A 20978-nucleotide genomic window follows, 5' to 3' on the forward strand; every position below is an offset into this window, starting at 1 on the left:
CGGACTTTCGGAGCTCTCAGGTGGAAGCAACCGTCTTCCGCAGAGTCAGCGCAATCAGATAAGGACCGCCTATTAACGTCGCGACAAGGCCGGCCGGCATCTCCTGAGGGAACATGACCTGGCGACCAAGCCAATCCGCGAAGCCCATCAGCAACGCGCCGACGATCGACGCCACGAACATCTGCACTGCAGGCCGGCGCGCGCCCGAATAGCGGGCGATATGCGGCGCGATCAGCCCGACAAACGAAAGCGGGCCGACCAGCAACGTGGCCGTGGCGGTGAGCAACGCAGCTAGCAGCAGGATCGCCAGACGTGCTCGCGCGACGGGCACGCCGAGGCTGCCTGCCATCGGCGCGCCCAGGCTCAGCGTTTCGATCCAGCGTGCCATCAACGGACCAAGCACCAGTCCCGCTAGCGCGACGGCAGCGGCCGCATAAGAAGCCACGGGTTCGATGTAATAAGTCGAGCCGACCACAAGATCCATTAGCAGACCTGCACGTGGATCGCCGCTAGCCAGCGTCGCGCTTACGATAGCCTCGAACAGCGCGCTGATCCCGACACCGATCAGCAGCAGCCGGTCCGGCGCGAACGAGGCGCGGCCGCCCAACCACAATAGCAGCGCAAGCGTCGTCATAGCGCCGGCGAGGCAGCCCGCGAACAGGATCCCAGGTGTTGGATCGAGTCCTGCGAACAGGATGATGACGATGCCGAGGGCGCCACCAGAACTCACGCCGAGCAGATCGGGGCTCGCCATCGGATTGGCGGTGACGCGCTGGATCAGCGTGCCGGCGACCGCCAGCAGCACACCTGCCGACATCGCCGCGATGGCGTGCGGCAGCCGCCAGAACAGCAGCGCGCCGATCTGCGCAGGACTGGCAACGTGCCAGCCGTGGACACCGCGCGATATGCCGAAGGTCAGCATCAGCACCACGACAAGGCCGACCACTGCCCACGGCAAGCGTCTACCAAGACTGGCCTCCGGTGCATGCGCGATGGCGCTCGCATGCAGATCAGGCTGGCTGCGCAAACGCGGCAGCAACAGCATCAGCAAGGGAACGCCGAGCAACGAGGTGACCGTTCCGGTGGGCACCAGATGCGCCGAGAACAGTTCCGTTGAAGACACCATCTGGACGATTTCATCAGTTGCCCACAACAACGCCGCGCCAAGCAAAGGCGCCCAGATCAGGCGCTGTCTGAGTCGCCTTGCGCCAGCGAGGCGCGCCAGCGTGGGTGCAGCAAGGCCGACAAAGCCGATCACGCCGACCGTCGACACGACGCAGGCCGTCAGGACTACCGAGATCAGCAGCGCGGCAAAGCGCGTGCGTTGCAACGAGATGCCGAGGCTCTGCACGGTCGAATCGCCGGCCTCGAATACGCCCAATGGACGGCGCAGCAGCACAGTCGCGACGACACAAGCGAGCACACCCCACAGAAGTTGCCGGCTCTCTTGCCAGCCGCTCTGATCGAGCGCCCCGCCGCCCCAGATCATCAGCCCGCGCAGCAGGTCGAAATGGGACATGCAGATGGCGAGACTGATGGCGCCGCAGTAGAGGTTGACGATCATCCCTGAAAGGATCACCGAAAGCGAAGACATCCGTTGCCGCCACGCGAGCCCGAACACGAGCAGCATCGCCAGGCCGCCGCCGGCGAGCGCCACTACGGTACGGCCACCGGCGACCCAGGATGGCGCCCACAACTCGGCGATCATCAACGCGAGGTACGAACCGGGGAAAATGCCAAGCGTCATCGGCTCGGCGAGCGGATTGCGCAGCACCTGTTGCGCCAGCGTGCCCGCCAGTGCCAGTGCCGCGCCGCACAGCAAGGTCATGGCGATACGCGGCAGTAGGCCGTCGCGCACGAGCACCTGATGCAAGTCAGTGCGGTTCGGTGCAAACAGCGTCGTCCAGAACGAAGCGCCGTTCAGTTGGACATGGATACCGACGATCGCGAGAATCAGGGCAACCGCCCCAAGCACCCCGACGAGCGCCGCCCGAAAATCGCGCGGTGCAGCAGGAACGGATGCAGCAGCAAGGTTACGCAACGCCGCCTCCGCCGTTATCGATTGTGGCGAGCGCCGTCGCCACAGCTTGCGCGAAACGCTGCATCGAAACCAGTCCTCCATACGGGGCGATCACAGGCAGGACGGCAATGCGGCGCTCGCGCACCATGGGCAGCGCCTGCCAGATCGCATTCTTCCTGACGCCGGCACGTGCGGAGGCCTCCAGCGGACCCACCAGCAGCAGGCTTGCCTGCTGGACATCGGCAAGGCGCTGCACCGGCACCATCGCGAAGCCCTGTTCCGTACGCCATGGCTTGCTTCCCGCGCCGGGATTGGCAGCATTCTGGACTCCTAGCTTCCACAACATCTCGTCGAACAGGCTGCCTTGCGCATAAACGCGCAGATGGCGGTCGTCGACCAGATCCGCGACGAGAACCGGCGCGCGCAGCAGCGCAGGACGCACGCCGAGTTGCGCCCGCACGTTAGCGGTGTCGCGATCCGTCGCGGCGATCAGGTCGGTTGCGCGCTGCGGTCTCTGCAGTTTTGCGGCGAGTTCGCCCGTCTCGTTCAGCAGCGCTGGATAAGGCGTATCGCTCGACATGTAAGCGCCGAGCGTGAGCGTCGGCGCGATACGCTCGAGCCAGCGTTTGGCGGGGGCATGTCCCGGCGTAATGATCATCAGATCCGGCGCCAGCGCCTGCAGCATCTCGAAGCTCGGCTGATACAGTAGCCCCACATCGGCCACACTCGCGGGCAGCGGCGGCTCGACAATCGTATTGCGATACCAGTCGGGCAACGGTGTGCCGACCGGTGCAACGCCCAGTGCGAGCAGCGTCTCGGTCAATTCCCAGTTCAGGGTGACGATGCGGTGAGGCGCGGGCTCGGACGAAGTGCTCTGTGTCTGCGTAGCAGCCCAGGCGCTCGCCGAACCAAACGCGTCAAGCATGCTGAACGCACCGAGCGCGCCGAATCCTGCAAGCAGCCTGCGGCGTAGCGGGTCCGTGCGCGGAATCCTGCTCGCAGGTCGAATGACGGGTTTGGTCATCGCGGAAATCCAATCGCATAGCCGCTCTGCGGATCGGTGAGCACACCCATCGGCACCCCGTAGATGGCTTCGAGGCTATCCGGACGCATGATCTCCGCAGGACTCGCCTGCATCAGCACCTTGCCGCCGCGCAGCGAAATCAGCTCATTGCAGAAGCGCGTCGCCATGTTCACGTCGTGCAGCACGACGATAGCGGTCATGCCGCGCTTTTCGCACAGCGAACGGATCAGCCCGAGCACTTCGATCTGGTGACTGATATCGAGCGCCGAGGTCGGTTCATCGAGCAGCACGCAGCGACTGTTCTGCGCGATTAGCATGGCCAGCCAGACACGCTGACGCTCGCCTCCCGAGAGACTGTCGACGGCGCGGTCCGCGTAACGCGCGACGTCGGTCCATGCCATTGCTTCCTCGACGCGCGCGTCATCATCTGCCGTGACGCGGCCCAGCGCGCCATGCCATGGATAGCGGCCCAGTGCGACCAGTTCGCGCACCTGCAGACCATCCGTAGATGGCGTGTACTGCGGCAAATGCGCTACTTGCTGCGCGAAGCGACGGTGCGGCCAATTCTCGAGCGGGGCACCGTCGAAGTAAATCGTGCCGCGCGTCGGCTGATGCAGGCGCGCCAGCAGCCGCATCAGCGAGGTCTTGCCCGAACCGTTGTGGCCGATCAGACCCACCACCTGGCCCGGTGCGATATGGAGCGAAATGGATTGCAGCAGCGGCCGGTCGCCGATTGAAAAATCGACGTCGGAGAGCTGGTAAAGCGAGGAACCGCCTGATGACTGCATGACGAAAGCTGTGGTCCGGTTTTAGGTTGTCAGGATGAGGTGTCTGTGTCGCTTGTACTTGTGCGTGTCCGCGCCTCTTGCATGCTCAGCAGCTTTTGCAGTTGGGCTTTTACGCTGGCATGCAGCGCCGGATGATGCACGATTCCGGTGTGGCTCGCTTCGATTTGGATTTCTTCGACTGCCGCGGTTGTATACGGACGCCAGTCGCGCTCGCGGCCCGGTACTTTGTCGCGGGCGGCGTGCCAGAAAGTAATCGGTACGTCCAGGGTCGGCAATGTGTGGGCGAGGCGCAAGCGGTAGTGCAATGCGTCCAGTTCGGCTGCCCGTGTGAAGAGCGCTTGCAGTTGTGCGCCATCCGTCTGCTGTTCCAGCCATGCGGACAGATCGCCCTGTGCATGCTCCTCGTCCGGTGCTGCGTCAGCGGTACGCGTCGCCGTGTCGAGCAGTCCGAGGAAATCGACCTGATGGCCGCGTGCGCGCAACTGCCCGGCAACCGCCACCGCCAGGCGCCCGCCGAATGACCAGCCAAGCAGCCGGAATGGTCCTTCGGCTTGCGCCTTCAGCACGCGCTCGACGCATGCTTGTGCAAGTGCCTCGAAACTGGCGGGTTGATCGTGACGTGCGAGTGCTGTTGCATCGAGCGCCTTACTCGTTGAATCCCCCGCATCAATCGCGAAACCCGGCGAACGCAACGCGAGTACGCTGGCGGTCCCTTGTAGCGCAGCGGCAAGAAAGCGGTATTCGCCGACAAGTCCAAAGCCTGGGTAAAAGCAGAACAGCGTGAGCGGCGCACCGGTGGCGTTCAGCGGCTGCATGTCGATATCGTTTGCCGTGCCGTAAGGCGGGCACAGCAACGCCTCGGTGTAAAAGCGCTGACGCCACAGTTCGAACGCATCGAGTTGCCCGGGTTCGGTTGTGGCGGATACGGACGTTTGCGAAGCCACCGTCAGGCCATTGAACAGATGCCGCTTAGGTGTTACAAGTCCCGGTTCATCGATCGCCGTGGCGGCCGTGTGCGATGAGTCCGCGCTTTGTGATGCACCGGCCAACGGATCCACCGGTTGAGCCAATGCCCGCACATGTGTTTCGAACGCGTCGATCAGCCTGCCAAGCTGGGCCAAATCAAGCGCATCTGAAGCGACGCTCCACTCGAGTTTCAGGCAACCGCCTGCGATCAGGCCATTCAGGTCCAGCACGTGACGTGGCCCGTTGGCGATGTTCGTGCCGATGCCGTTGCCGCTGTCTTCGGGAGCAAACGTAAAGTAGCCTTCGCTGAGCCGTTCTTCGAAACGTCCGAGGTAGTTGAAGCCAATCGTCGTGGGAGGCAAAGCCGCCAGCGCGGCGCGCATCGACGCCGAGCCACCGTAGCGGAACAGGTTGAAATGCATGCCTTCCGCGGGCACCGTCTGCAGCAGGTTAGCAATTTCGCGGCGCGTCGACTCGAGTTGCGGTGCGGCACTAAGGCGTAGTGGATACTGCGTGGTAAACCAGCCCACCGTGCGGCTCAAATCGAGCCCAGGGATGCAATCGCGGCGACCATGCCCCTCCAGTTCGACGATCACGGGCAGCTGCGGCAAATGCTCGGCACATGCCTGGGTTAGCGCAGTCAGCAGCACTTCGTCGATACGCCTGCCAGAGTCGGTGAGCTGACGCGTTGTCTGCGCATCGAGTGTCCAGTTGCGATGCTGCGTGTGGCCTTGGGTGGTGGATGAAGCGATCGCGCGTTGGCGTGACGGAGCGGCATCCGTGGTCGTCCCCAGTTGTTTCTGCCACCATGCTAGTTCGCTCAGATGCTCGGGCAAACTGGCGTATTCGGCGAGACGTCGAGTCCATTCGCTCCATGCGGTACTCGCTCGCGGCAGCAGCGTCTGCGTGCCGGACAAACGTGCCGCCTCGTACGCATTCAGCAGATCGTCGAGCAGGATGCGCCACGACACGCCATCGACCACCAGATGATGGACGATGACCAGCAGTCGTGCGCCATCCGCTGTGCTCATATAAGCCGCGTGGAGTAGCTTGCCGGCAGCGAGGTCGACACTGTCGTGCACTTTGTCTGCGACTGCTTCGATTGCCACCACTTGGTCAACGGAGGCTCGCAGATCTACGATGCGCAATACGTCGTTGGAAGACTTCGGCGGCAAAATGGTCTGCGACCACTCACCCGTCTGCGGATCGCGCCGAAAGCTCGCACGCAGCGCGTCATGCGTGCCAAGCACGGCATCGAACGCCGCTCGCAGTGCTTCGACGTCGAGCGCCTCGGCACTACGCAGCAGTACCGCCTGATTCCAGCGTGCAGGGGCGTCCGGATAGTGCTCGAAGAACCAATGCTGCATCGACGCGAGTGGTGCCTCGAACGGGACGTTCACAAGCGGTTCATCCGCTGCTGGCGCGACACTCGCCCGCGCAACACGCGCCAGACCACGCACCGTGGGATGCTCGAATACCTGGCGGGGTGAGACGACCCAACCCGCGGCGCGCGCCTGCGCAATCACCCGCAGGCTGGAAATCGAATCCCCGCCGAGCGTAAAGAAGTTATCGGTTACGCCGAAGTCAGTGCGGCCGAGCACAGTCTGCCAGACTGCCAGCAGCGCCGTTTCGATCGGCCCTGCCGACGGTATCGCGGCACCCTGCACCGCATCGTCCGGCTCGGGCAACGCACGCCGGTCGAGCTTGCCGTTAGGCAGCGTCGGCAACGTATCGAGCGCGATGCAAATCGAGGGCACATGCGAGGCTGGCAGCGTCCGCGTCAGCTCTTCGCGCACGGCATCTGGATTGGCGGACCCGGTGAAGTAGGCGACAAGGCGTTTGCGCTCTCCTTCCCCCTTCAATTCGACGATAGCCTCGCGGACCTGAGCGACGCGCCGCAGTGCGACTTCGATTTCGCCAAGCTCGATGCGGTGCCCGCGCAGTTTCACCTGCTGATCGATCCGCCCGAGGAAATCGATGATACCGTCGGCACGCGCACGGCACAGATCACCGCTGCGATAGACGCGCGAACCCGGTGCCCCATGCGGATCCGGCACGAAGCGTTCGGCAGTAAGCGCAGGCCGCGCCAGATAGCCCCGCGCGAGGGTCGCACCGCCGATGCACAACTCGCCCAGCGCGCCGTCCGGCGCGCGATTACCGTCGAGATCGGCGACATACGCATGACGCGCCGGATAGCAGCGGCCAATTGCGACAATGGCGTGCTGCGCATCGTCGCGCGAGACCGGATGATGCAATGCCGCCACGGTGGTCTCCGTCGGACCATACAGATTGTCGATCGCGACGTGCGCTAGCGGGCCTTCGTACCATCGCTGCAATGCGTCGCCAGGCAACGCTTCGCCGCCTACTGTGATCTGTCGCAGCGCGATATCCTCCGCCGGCGGCAACGCGATGCGCCATTGTTGCCAGAGCGCAGTCGGAATCCGCGCGAACGTCACGTGCTCGTCGCAAAGCGTGCGGTTCAGCGAGGCGAGGTCCCAGGCCTGCGGCCCGCGCATCACGACGCGACCACCCACCATGAGCGCCGGCAAGAGCTCATGCAGGGCCACGTCGAAATTGATGGTCGACGACTGCAGCACGATGTCGGACTCGACGATCCGATGGTCGTGCAGGAAGTCTTCCAGATGCAGCGCGAGCGCGCGGTGCGTGATTGCCACGCCCTTCGGCGTGCCTGTTGAGCCAGAGGTGTAGATGACATAGGCGAGCGCATCGGGGTGCACGGACCATACGGCATCATCGCAATTCGCGGTGCTATCGGAGGCATCAGGCCGTACCGCGGATGCAAGCACCGTACGCAGCGGAGCGAGCAATGCGCGGCAATTGCTCCGAGTCGTTTCGTCGACGATCACACGTGTCACGCCTGCATCGGCGATCATCGCCTGCAGTCGCGCTGGTGGGTAATCAGGATCGAGCGGCACAAACGCGCCACCCACCTTGAACACGCCGAGCAACGCTGCAGGCAGAGCCAGCGAGCGCTCCAGCAGCAAGCCAACGCGTTCGCCCGTGGCGATGCCGTCCGCGCGCAACGCAAGCGCGACGCGCTCCGCCCACGCGTCGAGCGCAGCGTACGTTAGCGCCTCGCCCTCGCAACGCAGGGCGACACGCGTCGGGCATTGGCGCGTACGTTGAGCTATCCGCTGGTGTGCCGCGATAAACGAGCCGCGAGGGATGTCCGGTGCGGTTCCATCCCCTGTCTCTCGTTCGATATCGGTCGGAGTGCTGACTTCACCGCTGCGCGCATCGTACCGCACATGCTCGCCAATTCCCCGGCGCACAGCCAGATCCCCAACGTTGCGCTGCGGTTCCGCCGCGACCTGTTCAAGCAGTTCGACATAGTCGTCGAGCATGCGCTGCGCGGTCGCTTCGACAAAGCGGTCGCGTGAATAGGTCAATGCAAGCTGTAACGTGCCACCCGCTCCGCGATCCTGAGCATTCAACGCGAGATCGAAGCGTGCGGTCGGCGCAACGTCGAGTATCGATTCGACCGCAAGAGGGCTGCTCCCAGCGGTCCTGGCGGACTGCGCCTGCGTCGTATCAGCGGCATTAGCAGCATTAGCGGCATCGGTCGCAAGATCGAACATCACCTGAAACAGCGGTGAGCTATCGAGGTTGCGCTCGATTGCAAGCGCCTCGACCAGCCGCGCGAACGGCACATCCTGATGAGCCTGCGCTTCTAGCACGCGCTCATGGACGGTGCGTAACAGCGTATCGAACGGCTGTCCGCCAGCGAGGTCCGCGCGGACGATCAACGTGTTGACGAAAAAGCCCACCAGCCCTTCCAGTTCGGTACGTCCACGCCCTGCAGTGGGCACGCCGACCACAATCGTGCGCTGCCCCGAATAGCGGTACAACAGCACGTCGAACACGGCCAGCATCACCGTAAAGAGCGTCGTACGCCGGCTACGCGCGATCTCACGCAGCGGCTCGGCCAGCGCGGCGGCAATCGACAGCCGAACAAGGCCGCCGTCGTGGGAACGGGTCGCGCGCGGCGGCACGTCGCGCGGCAGCGTGAGCGCAGCAGGAACACCGTCGAGCCGTTCGCGCCAATAGCCGATCTGCCGCTCGAGCAGATCGTTGGCCGACCACTCCCGCTGCCACACTGCGACGTCTGCCAGTTGCACCGGCAACGGCGACAGGTTATCCGCACCGCGATAAAACGCCAGCAGATCGCGGAACAGCACATTCATCGACCACGCATCGGCGACGATGTGATGCACTACGAACTGCAGAACACACCCCTGTCCACCCGTCTCGAACAAAGCAACCCGCAGCACCGGACCATTGACGAGATCGAACGGTTCGCAGGCGAAATCGCGTAGCGCCTCGGCGAGCGTCGCCTCGTCATCCGCGAGGGTATGCTGTACGAAACCGTAGCTGGCATCAGGTGCCGGATATTGTGTCGGCACGCCCTCGTCCGCATCGAAACGCAGCGTCAGCGCTTCGTGCCGGCGCACCAGTTGGCGCAATGCACGATGCAACGCGCCAACATCGAGAGCATTTGTCAGCCGCAGCGTGTGCGTGATGTGATAACCCGCGTGATGCGGATCGAGACACCACAGAAACCACAACCGCTCCTGTGCAAACAGCAGCGGAAAGCGAGCGGGTCTCGGCGAAAGCGGAACAACCGGCAGCGTGTCTACGTCAAGCCCTTGAGCCCTCGCGCGGGCGCGAAACAGTGCTCGCTTGTCCTCAGGAAGTGCCGCGTACTGCTGAGCGAGGCGTAACGCGCCGGACGGCCGGCGAACCGCGTCCGGCGATGTATCGGACGTTACGGATGCGTCTTTTACACCGGACGCAGAGAAAGAGTGATCCGTCACGTTCATCGTTTCCTGTCTGTCTGCGAATGCGGCGAGTTCTGTAAATCCTGCGCTTCCCGCATTTCGTGCCAGGCGAGTTGCGCGACGATGCCGACTATTGCGCTCGTGATCAATCGGTTCATAAGGAATCCATCAGATCTTGCAATGCATCGAGCGTGCCTGCTCCATCGCCATTCGCGGCGGCACTGTGATCCAGTTGTGCGGCCATCTCGACGAGCGATGGATGCGCAAACAGCAATCCGAGTTCGATCTTCCGGCCGAGCGCCTCGCCGACACGCGATGCCACCCGCACAGCGAGCAGCGAATGTCCGCCTAGCGCAAAAAAATCGTCGTCAAGCCCGACCTGTGCCGCGCCCAGCACCTCGCTCCAGATCCGGCATAAGAGAACCTCGGTAGGTGTGACAGGCGGGCGATATGCGTCAGACGTCGCTGATGTCAGCAACGGCAGCGCCTTGCGGTTCAGCTTCCCGTTCGATGTCAGCGGCAACAGCTCTAGCCGAGCAATTTGCGCAGGTACCTGCTGCGCGGGCAGACGCCTTGCCAGCAGCGGACGCAATGCTGCTGGATCGGCGTCGCCCGTTATGAATGCAACGAGGCGCCGCGACGTGCCATCGCCCTGGATCCGGCATACCGCGTCGGCGACACCGTCAAGCGCGCGCAATGCCGCTTCGGTTTCTCCCAGTTCGATCCGGAAGCCGCGCAGCTTCACCTGCTGATCGGCACGGCCCAGGTACTCCAGTTGTCCGTCGCCGCGTACCCGGCACAAATCGCCGGTTCGGTATAGACGTGCACCCGGCGCGCCATGCGGATCTGGCAAGAAGCGTTCGGCGGTCAGTCCGGCGCGCCGCGTATAACCGCGTGCGAGATTGGCACCTCCGATGTATAACTCGCCTATGCCGTTGTCCGGTACCGGATTGCCGTCGGCGTCGAGCACCATCAGCGTCGTATGTTCGAGTGGTTCGCCGAGCGTAATCGGTGCGCCAACGGCATCGAGCCGCGCGGCGCTCGACCAGATCGTCGTCTCGGTCGGGCCGTACATATTCCATAGCTGGACGCCACGCGTCTGCAACGCGTCGGCGAGGTCCACCGGTAGCGCCTCGCCGCCGCACAAGGCGCGCATCGGTGCGCCCGTTTCCCGTCGACCCTGCCAGCCACCATCAAGCAGAACGCGCCAGCCCATCGGCGTCGCCTGCATGACGCTCGCACGCGACGCGTCGACGAGCGCTGCAAGGCGGCGACCATCGGCGACGGTCTCGCGCGTCGCAAGTTCGATCGTGGCACCTGCAAGTAACGGGAGATACAGCTCAAGCGCCGCGATATCGAAAGACAGTGTGGTGACAGCGAGCCAGACGTCATCGGTATTGAGGGCGAGGCGAGCCTGCATGCTGTGAAGGAAACGCATCAGCGCGCCGTGTGTGACTGCAACGCCCTTGGGTTTGCCTGTCGATCCCGAGGTGTAGATCACGTAGGCGAGCTGATCGGCTCGAACCGGTGCAAACGACAGGGAGCAAGCGCGTTGTCCGTTTGCATCCGCGTCTGCAAACGCGGCATCATCTTCCGCTTCGGTTTGATCCTGGCGGTCTGCACCGCCGTCGACCTCCACGAAGACATGATCTCCGGCGATATCCGCCAGACGCTCGCGTCCCACCACATCGACAAGTGTGCATGTCAGCAGCGCGTCGTCGATCATGCCGGCGAGATGCGCCGCTGGATAGGCCGGATCGAGCGGCACATAGGCGGCACCGGTCTTCAGCACAGCGAGTATCGCCACGACCATCTGAGGCGAACGGGAAACGCACACACCTACGCGCGCTTCCGTCATAACGCCACAACGAAGAAGCCGCTGCGCGAGTCGTGTTGCGCGCTGGTCGAGTTGCTGATAGCTGAGCGTGGCACCGTCGCAGCGCAGCGCGATAGCATCGGGAGAGTCCAGCGCCTGCTCGGCAATGCGAGCGTGCACCGGCAAAAATGGCACCGTCAAAGCAGACGATTCGCTCGCGCCGCGTTGCGCGACGGGCCGCGCCTCGAGCGTAAAATCTCGCACCCGTGCCACGCTTGCCTTGTCCTCGCGCACCAGCTGCGTCAACATGCCCACGTAATCGCGCATCAAACGCTCGACTGTGGCGTGCTCGAACAGATCTTTTGCATAGCTGAAGGACAGGCTGAGCTGATCCGCAATCGTTACATTGAGCGTCAGATCGAATTGCGCAGCCGTGCGTTGATCACTGAGCGGCCGCAACTGCAGCGCCGTTCCTGCGTGCTGATCGAGCCGAGCCGCCGGAACGTCCAGATTGAACATCGCCTGGAAGAGCGGCGTGTGATTTGCCGCGCGTACCGGTTGCAGCGCATCGACGATCTGTGCGAATGGAACATCCTGATTAACCTGCGCCTCCAGTACCCGCTGCTTCACTTGCGCGAGCAACGCGTCAAACGGCAATGAGCCCGTGAGGTCCGCACGGATCACCGCCGTGTTGACGAAGAAACCGATCAGCGGTTCGATCTCCAGCTGCTCGCGTCCCGAAAGCGGGATCCCGACGCGGATGTCGCGCTGGCCGCTATAGCGATGCAGCAACGCATGGAACGTCGCGAGCAGCGTCATAAACACCGTCGCGTCGTGCCGGCGGGCAAAGCCATGCAATGCATCGGCGAGTGGCCGATCAAGCACGCCTCCGACCTGTCCGCCGTCCGAACTGCGCAGCGCGGGACGCGCGCGATCTGTCGGCAATTCGAGCACCGGCTGCTCGTCACCGAGGCGCATGCGCCAATAGTCGAGCTGCTGTTCGAGCGCGGTGGCGCCGAGCGTCTCGCGCTGCCAGACGGCGAAGTCCGCGTACTGCACCGGCAGCGGCGCAAACGCCGGTGCGCGACCGGCGCGATGCGCCGCATAGGCGCTCAGCAATTCATCGATCAACAGATTCATCGACCAACCGTCGGCGGCAATGTGATGCACCACCAAGCCGAACACGTGCGAGCCACCGGCGAGACGTGCTAGTTGTGCGCGCAGCACCGGGCCACGCGCGAGATCAAATGCTCTGGAGGCACCATTGCGCAACCACGCAGCGACGACTGGACCGGCTGCGCCGTTCGCGTCCGCGAAGACCGTCTCGGACCACTCGCAGCCCAGATGCTCGTCGACGATCAGCCACGGCGCGCCGTCGCGTTCCTCAAAGCGGCTATGCAGTATCTCGTGACGCTGCACCACGGAGTCAAGCGCCTTACGCAATGCTGGAACGTCGAGTTCACCGTTAATCTGCACAGCCAAAGAAAGGTGATAAGCCGGGTTGTCGGGCGCCAGACGCCAGAGGAACCATAAGCGCTCCTGTCCATGCGTCGGCAGCGTCTCGCGTCGACCCAGACGTCGCACGGCCTGCAGTCCGCGTGCATGACGGGTTTCACTTGCTCCCTCGTCAAGGGCGGCCGCAAGTGATCGCAACACCGGATTTTCAAACAACGTCCGCAGCGCGATCTCACGGTCGAGCGCACGTTGCAAACGTGCCGCCACCTGCAACGCAAGCAGGGAATGTCCGCCAAGGGTGAAGAAATCATCGAGTGCGCCGACCCGGTCAATACCAAGCACCGCCTGCCAGATATCCGCAAACATCATTTCGAGCGGGGTTTCAGGCGCTATGTAATCCGTATTATCTCCATCCGCGTCGGGCAACGCCTTGCGGTCGAGCTTGCCGTTCGGCAGAGTCGGCAGCACGTCGAGCGTCACGATTGACGCCGGCACCATATACGGCGGCAACGTGCGCGTCAGCGCCTCGCGGAGTGCACTTCCAGTGACTGCGGCCACGTTGTCCGCGAGAACGACATAACCCAGCAGGCGTTTCGCCTCATGATCGCCACGTGCGATCACCACCGCCTCCTTCACGCCTGCCTGCGCGCACAGGGCGCGCTCTATTTCGCCGAGTTCAATCCGATAGCCGCGCACCTTCACCTGATCGTCGAGCCGGCCCAGATACGCGACGCTACCGTCCGCGAGCCAGCGGCACAAATCGCCAGTTCGATAAACGCGCGAGCCGCGGGGACCCAACGGGTCGGGCACGAAACGTTCGGCGGTCTGCGCAGCGCGGCCAAGATAGCCGCGCGCCAGGGTCGCACCGCCGATGCACAATTCGCCCAGGCCGCCTTCGGGCACCGGCTCGCCGTCTGAATCGAGGATGCGGTAGATGCGCGACGCCCACGGCGACCCCACCGGCACCGCGATATTTTCAGCATGCCCGGCTACGACGAGTTGACCCGACGCGGTGACGGTTGCTTCGGTCGGACCATAGGTATTCACGAGGACGATATCCTCAAGCGGACCATCGAACCATTGCGCGACCGCGTTACCGGGCAAAACTTCGCCTCCTACCGTGACACGACGCAACGCGAGCCCGGCGGTATCGTCAGGCAGTTGCTGCGCCCACTGCTTCCAATATCCGGTCGGCAAGTCCGCGACCGTGACGTGGCGCTCTTGCAGAACACGGGTGAATTCAGCAGCGCTCCACAGCACTGGCCCACGCAATTCAAGTGATGCGCCCACCGCGAGCGAAGCAAAAATGTGCTCCACCGCCGAGTCGAAATTGACGGTGGAAAATTGCAGCACGCGATCTGCCGCGCACAAACCGTTCTCTGCGATGAAGTCGTCAAGATGCAAGCTCAGCGCGCCGTGAGGGATAGCGACGCCCTTGGGCTTGCCGGTCGAACCGGATGTATAGATCACGTATGCAAGTTGCTCAGCGTGCAGCGCATGCTCAGGATCGTGGTCTAGTTCCGCCGTGGTCTCATCTACCCGGACCTCTGCGCAGACAGTCGAAGCAAACAGTTCGGCATGGGTTGCACGAGTGACCGCGTCGGTCAGCAGCGTCGTCAATTGCGCATCGTCGATCATGTCGCGCAACCGTTCGCGCGGATAGGCGGGATCGAGAGGCACGTACGCACCACCTGCCTTCATCACGCCCAGCAACGCTGCGATCAAGGCAGGCGAACGCTCGACGCAAACGCCGACGCGGGCCTCCCGCGCTACGCCCACGGCGACCAGACGGCGAGCAATCCGGTTCGCCCACTGGCTCAGTTCGAAGTAGCTCAGCGTCACGCCGTCGCAATGCACTGCGAGCGCATCCGGCTGCTGCCGCACCACGGTATCAAAACGCGCGACAAACGGACGATAGGCGTGCGCCGCAGCACCGGTCGCCGCGCCGCTCAACGCGCTCGGCCCGGCCACGCGTAACGCGGCCAGCGAGACGTTCTGAGTCTGAACTCGCGCCAACTGCGCGAGCAGGTCCACATAAGCGCTCTGCAATGCAGAGAGTGTCGTCTCCGGAATACGTTCCGCGTCCCAACTCCACTCCAGCGCAATGCGCTCGCCCGGCACGATACCCAGCGTCAACGGATAGTGCGTGCGCTCGAACGACTCGGAAGACGCGACGCTCAAACCCAGCGAACCATCGTTCAACGCAGGATCGACCGGGAAGTTTTCGAACACCAGCAGCGAATCGAACAGCGTGCCGAAGCTCGGTCCCGCCCATTGCTGGATCGACGAAAGCGGTGCATGACCGGCCTGGCGCAACTCGACGTTGTAAGTCTGCAGTTCGCGTAACCACTCGGCGACGGGCTGCTGCGCCGGCACATCGACCCACAGCGGCAGGCTATTGATAAACAGTCCCTGGATGGAAGCTGATCCCGGAAGGTCCGCGGGACGCCCCGCCACCGTCACGCCGAAGCCGACCTGACGGCGATTGCCGAAACGCGCCAGTACTAACGCCCAGGCGCCCTGAATCAGCGTATTGAGCGTCACGCCGTAACTTTTCGCGGCCTGCGCGAGCGCAGCGCCGAGTGCGACGTCGAGCGTCTGTGCACGATGGCCGAATGGGGCGCGTGCGTGTACGCCGCGCGACGTACGCGTCGCCGGCAGCGACGGCACGCTATCGAGCAGCAGCGCGGGACGGTCGACGCGTGCCAGTCGGGTGCGCCACCACGTGCTTGCGTCCGGTTGCTCGCGCAGCCATTCGAGGTACGAACGATACGGTACGACGGGATCGAGTAGCGGCGCTTCACCGCGGCTGGCAGCGTGGTAGACGCGACTCAGTTCGCCAAGCAACTGTGCACTGCTCCAGCCGTCGGAGAGCGCGTGGTGATTGATCCATGCCAGATCGTGCGCACCGTCGGGCCGTTTGATCAGCGCGACATGCATCAAGGGCGCCGCGTCGAGATCGATCAGATGCGGCGCTTCGAACTCGAACCAGCGCGCAAACGCTTCTTCGTAGTCGTCGCGGTCGCTCCAATCGTGCACGACAAATGGTTCCGGTACCTCGGCATACACGGCCTGCAGCATCGCGCCACCGTGGGCGCGCACGAAACGCGTACGCAAGACCGCGTGACGCGCGACAACCGTGCGCCACGCAGAACGCATTGCGTCGACGTCGAGCGCGCCGCGCAACGTCATGCGCTTACGGTTCAGATACGCCCCCGGCTCCATCAGACTGTGGAAAATCAGGCCCTGCTGTAGCGGCGTGGCGGGATAGAGGTCTTCGATCGTCGCAAGCGGCAAGCCGAACGCGTCGAGTTCACTCTGCGTGAGCGCTGCGAGCGGGACGTCCGAAGCGCTCACACGCGGCGTCGCCGTGGCGCAATGTGCAACAAGGTTCGCGACTTCGCTATCGAACGTGGCCAACAATGCTTCGACGTCCGCTTGCGCGAGCACCTCTGGATCGTAGCGCCAGCTAAACGACAGGCAGTCGCCGACAATCATCCCGTTCAGATCGAGCGCGTAGCCGAGCGGCTCGTCGTCAGGTTGCGGGTTGCCCGCTGCTTCGCTCGCAAAACCGAACGGGCCATCGGCGCCGAGACTTTGGTCGAACTGGCCCAGGTAGTTGAAACTGATGCGCGGCGTGGGCAAACCGGCGAGGGCATCACGTACGGCTGCCGTTCCATAGGCGTGCAGCCAGCCCCAAGAAACGCCATCGTCCGGCAGCGAACGTAGTTGTTCCTTGGTGGAGATGAGCGCGGTCTGGTTGTCCGCTTCGGGTTGCGCGGACAACCAGACCGGATAGCGCGTCGTGAACCAGCCGACTGTACGGCTCAGGTCCGTGCTTGCTACACCGCGCTCGCTTGTGCCCAATACAATCTGCGATTCGCGGCCATGACCCTCCAGCGCGAGCAGCACGCCGCTGCTACCCAACGCGTGAGCCAGCGTGCGAGTGAGCGCAGTCAACAACAGTTCGTCGATGCCAAGCCGGTAAGCGCGCGGTGCGGCATGGCGCAACGCTGCGGTCGCATTGGCGTCAAGGCGCCAATCGATCTGACGACTTGACGCGGATGTGCCACGGGGTGCTGGCAGCCCCGGCGTGGCGTTGGCCAAAACGTTTTGCCATGCTTGCAATGCAGCGGTCACCCGGCTATCGCCAACTGCTTTGCGCTGGGCGTCCGCCCAGACACTCCATGGCGTACTCGGACCGAGCACCGGCAGCTCGCGCGCGAGTGTCGCCGCATAGGCCTCCTGAAGATCGGCTAACAGGATGCGCCACGACACCCCGTCGACGACGAGGTGGTGAATGACCAGCAGCAAACGGCCTGATGCCGTGGTTCGCGGCGCGTCCTTCGCCGTCGGGGGCACCTTGAAGTACACCGCTTTCAAAAGACGCCCAGCCTGCGGATCGAGGCTCTGTTGCGCAATCTGACCTTGCTTGGCCAATGCCGCTTGCCAAGCTCCCGGCGTGTGGGACGCGTCACGCAGATCATTGACGCTCAGCAGCCCCGGTGGCGCATCGGCCAGCACCCGCTGGCTCCAGCCGTCCGGATGCCGCTCAAAACGTAGACGCAGCGCATCGTGACGCGCCACCACGGCGCTCAGCGCACGTTCCAGCGCGTCCGCCTCCAGTTCGCCGCGCACTTCCAGCAGAACTGACTGATTCCAATGCGGTTCGCCGTCCGGATAGCGGCTGAAAAGCCATGCCTGTACCGGCGTCAGCGGCAACGCGTCGCGTATCTCAACCGGCGCTTCACCGCCAACATCTTCGAGTGGACGCATCACCATCGCAAGACGCGCGATGGTGGGATGCTCGAATACCTGACGCGGCGTCAACAGCCAGCCCTGCGCGCGAGCCCGGGCAATCAGTTGCAGACTCAGAATGGAGTCACCGCCGGCGGCGAAGAAATCGTCCTCGACACTCAGGCCATCGCGTCCCAACACGGCCTCCCAAAGCGTCAGCAACAGGTGCTCGGCATCGTTGCGCGGCGCGATCTGTTGTTCGTTCTCCTCTGCGCCAATTGCCGGCAGCGCCGCGCGATCGACCTTGCCATTGCGCATCAGCGGCAACGCCTCGAGCAGTGCAATCGCCGAGGGCACCATGTGGGCCGGCAACTGCTGCGCGAGTGCATGCTGCAACGCGGCGCTCTGTACGGACTCGCCGTGTTTCGCGACCACGTAAGCAACGAGGCGCGGCGCACCCAGGTCCTTTGCGAGGACGACCACTGCATCGGCGACGCCCGATTGACGACGCAGCGCCGCCTCGATTTCCCCTGGTTCAATGCGCAGGCCACGCAGCTTGACCTGTTGATCAAGACGGCCGAGGAAGTCGATCGCGCCGTCGGCGCGGCGGCGACACAGATCGCCAGTGCGATACAGACGCGCACCTGGATGCGATGGATCGGGGACGAAGCGGTCGGCTGTCAGCGATGGCCGGTCCAGATAGCCGCGCGCGAGCGTGTGACCGCCAATGCAGAGTTCGCCTAACGCACCGACCGGTGCTTCGTTGCCATCGCTGTCGAGCACGCGGGCGGTGCGCGACGCGTAGGGCTTGCCGATGGAGACGATCGGTTGCGAGGCGTCGTCGGCGGTGGTTGCGCGATACATGCAGGCCACCGTCGTTTCCGTCGGGCCATATAGATTCGCAAGGCCAATATGGCCGAGCGGTCCATTGCGCCATTGCGCAAGCGCGTCGCCCGGCAAGCCTTCACCGCCGACTGTGATCTGCCGCAGCGCCGCGAGGGCCTCCGCCGGCGGCGGCGTGCGCAGCCACTGTTGCCAATAGGCCGTAGGCAGGCGCGAAAAGGTCACGCGTGCGTCGATCAGATGCCGGCTCGTCGTCTCGATGTCCCATGGCTCCGGACCACGCATTTCGACCTTTCCGCCGCGCAACAGCGCCGGCAGAAGTTCGTGCAACGCGACGTCGAAGTTGATCGTTGAGGACTGCAGGACGGTGTCGTTTGCAGTGATCTGATGAGCAGCGATGAAGTCGCCGAGGTGGGAGGCAAACGCTGCATGCGTTATCGCGACGCCCTTGGGCCGTCCGGTCGACCCCGAGGTGTAGATCACATAAGCGAGCTGCTCGGGATGCGGCGCGTACACGGGCGCTGCGGCTGCGGTTGCCCTTGCGCTTACGGCTTCGTTAGAGATTGCATCTGCCGCTTCAAACGAATCATCATCGAACGCGTGAACATCAATCACCGTACGGCCGGCGAACAACTCACCGCATTGCTCCCGCGTCGCACGATCGCCCAACAGCACGCGCACGCCCGCATCGTCCATCATCAGCGCGAGACGCTCGGCCGGATACGTGGGATCAAGCGGCACAAATGCACCCGGCGATCTGAGCGTCCCGAGCAGCGACGCCACCATGCCGATGGAACGCGTCATGCAGATGCCGACTCGCTCGTCAGCGCGTACACCGGCCGCGACGAGACACATTGCAATCCGCTCGGCCCATGCATCGAGCGCACCATAAGTCACGCGCTCCCCTTCGCAATGCACGGCAAGGGCCTGCGGCTGCCGTGCAGCGCTCGCCACAAAGCGCGCCGGCACTGACTCGAAAGCCTTTTGCGCAGGCATGGCCGGAATTTCTCGCACCAGTTCGAAGCTGACAAGCGGCGCGGCGGCGTTGCGTGCGATCTGCTCCAGCAGAACAACGTAGTGATCGAGCATCTGTTCGATTACCGAAGCATCGAACAGATCTTCGGCGTAGGTCAGGGCAACTTCGAGGCCGTTCGTACGGTCACGCGCAGCGAGCACCAGATCGAAACGCGCGGTCTGCGTGCCGACCTCATGATTGGACACTTCGAGGCCAGGCAGATGCGGCATATCGCGATCCGCGCCGAGATAGTTGAACATCGCCTGGAAAAGCGGCGTGTGCCCCAGGCTGCGTTGCGACTGCAGGGCGTCCACCACCTTCGTGAACGGCAGGTCGGCGCAATCGTGTGCTTCGAGCACGCGTTCACGCACCTGAGCCAGCAGATCCACGAAGGTCGTAAGGCCCGCGAATTCGGCGCGCACCACCAGCGTGTTGACGAAAAAGCCGATTGCGCGCACCACTTCATGCCGGTCGCGGCCGGCGACCGGCACGCCGACGCGGATGTCGCGTTGGCCGCTATAACGGGCGAGCAACAGGTCGAAGGCCGCGAGTAGCACCATGAATAAGGTAGCGTCGTGAGCCTCTCCAAGCTGCGCAAGTGCCGTGCGCAACGTGGCTGGCAGCAACCGCACCACGCTTGCTCCGGCGCCGCTGCGCAAACCAGAGCGTGAACGCACGTGCGGTAGTTCCAGAACCGGATGCTCCGTGCCGAGACGGTTGCGCCAGTAGTCGAGTTGTCGTTCCAACGCGGACTCGTCGAACCATTCGCGCTGCCATTGCGCGTAGTCGCCGTACTGGATCTGCGGCGCGAGCACAGACACACGTGCCGCGTCAGGCGCGCCCACCGCCATCGCGCCGGGAGCCGCAACGCAGGCACGGTAAGCCGCCGCAAACTCGGCAACGAACACCTCAATCGACAAGCCATCTGCGACGATGTGATGCACAGAGATGTGCAGCAGATGATCGTCCGCTGCTCGCCGGATCAGCGCCACGCGCAGCAGCGGCCCGCGTTCGAGATCGAAGGGCAGCGCGGACCGGCTAGCCAGCAGCGCTTCGAGTGCCGCGTCCGTATCGCGAGCACCGTCGAGTTCGAATTCATCCCAGCCATACTGTGTCGATCCGGCGATCTGGAACGGCACGCCGTCGACCTCGTTGAAACGCTGCCGCAAGCTCTCATGCGCATCGACGACCTGATCGAGCGCCGCGCGCAGCGCCCGTACATCAAGGCTGCCGCGCAAGCGCACCGCGCCGGTCACGTTGTACGCGGCGCTCGCGGGATCGAGGCGCCAGAGGAACCATAAGCGCTCCTGAGCATGCGATAACGCAAAGCGTCGTTCGCTGCCGGGGAACGGGACGATCGGCAAGCGCGATGGATCGATGCCGCGCTGTTTTACACGGGCGCGGAATGCTGCACGTTTCTCGGGCGATAACGCGACATAGGCCGTCGAAATCGACAGCAGTTCCTTCGACACTTCGCTCGCAGTTTCACTCATGGATGGTCTTGATTCGAGAGGG

Annotated in this window: 5 protein-coding genes; all 5 read right to left on the bottom strand. The window is 63.9% G+C overall.

Annotated features, from left to right (window positions below):
• Window positions 1–16: 16 nt before the first annotated feature.
• Window positions 17–2041 carry a Fe(3+)-hydroxamate ABC transporter permease FhuB gene (gene fhuB, locus P3T24_RS29825; protein ID WP_429440245.1) on the bottom strand — a complete coding sequence of 675 codons (2025 nt, stop codon included), beginning with the start codon at window positions 2039–2041 and terminating at the stop codon, window positions 17–19.
• A complete protein-coding gene (locus P3T24_RS29830; RefSeq protein WP_429440246.1) occupies window positions 2034–3044 on the bottom strand; it encodes an ABC transporter substrate-binding protein in 1011 nt (336 codons plus the stop codon). The genes fhuB and P3T24_RS29830 overlap by 8 nt, the downstream gene beginning before the upstream one ends.
• Entirely contained in the window at window positions 3041–3832 is a 792-nt protein-coding gene (locus P3T24_RS29835) for an ABC transporter ATP-binding protein (RefSeq protein ID WP_429440248.1), read from the bottom strand. Before P3T24_RS29835 ends, P3T24_RS29830 begins: the two co-directional genes overlap by 4 nt.
• Before the next feature lie 29 nt (window positions 3833–3861).
• On the bottom strand, window positions 3862–9639 hold the full coding sequence (locus tag P3T24_RS29840) for an amino acid adenylation domain-containing protein (protein ID WP_429440250.1): 5778 nt from the start codon (window positions 9637–9639) through the stop codon (window positions 3862–3864).
• A 112-nt stretch (window positions 9640–9751) separates the two neighbouring features.
• Window positions 9752–20956: an amino acid adenylation domain-containing protein gene (locus tag P3T24_RS29845; protein WP_429440252.1), complete on the bottom strand. Its 11205-nt coding sequence runs from the start codon at window positions 20954–20956 to the stop codon at window positions 9752–9754.
• Window positions 20957–20978 lie beyond the last annotated feature (22 nt).

Origin of the sequence: Paraburkholderia sp. GAS33 (assembly GCF_050436645.1) — a bacterium.
GTDB lineage: Bacteria > Pseudomonadota > Gammaproteobacteria > Burkholderiales > Burkholderiaceae > Paraburkholderia > Paraburkholderia phenazinium_B.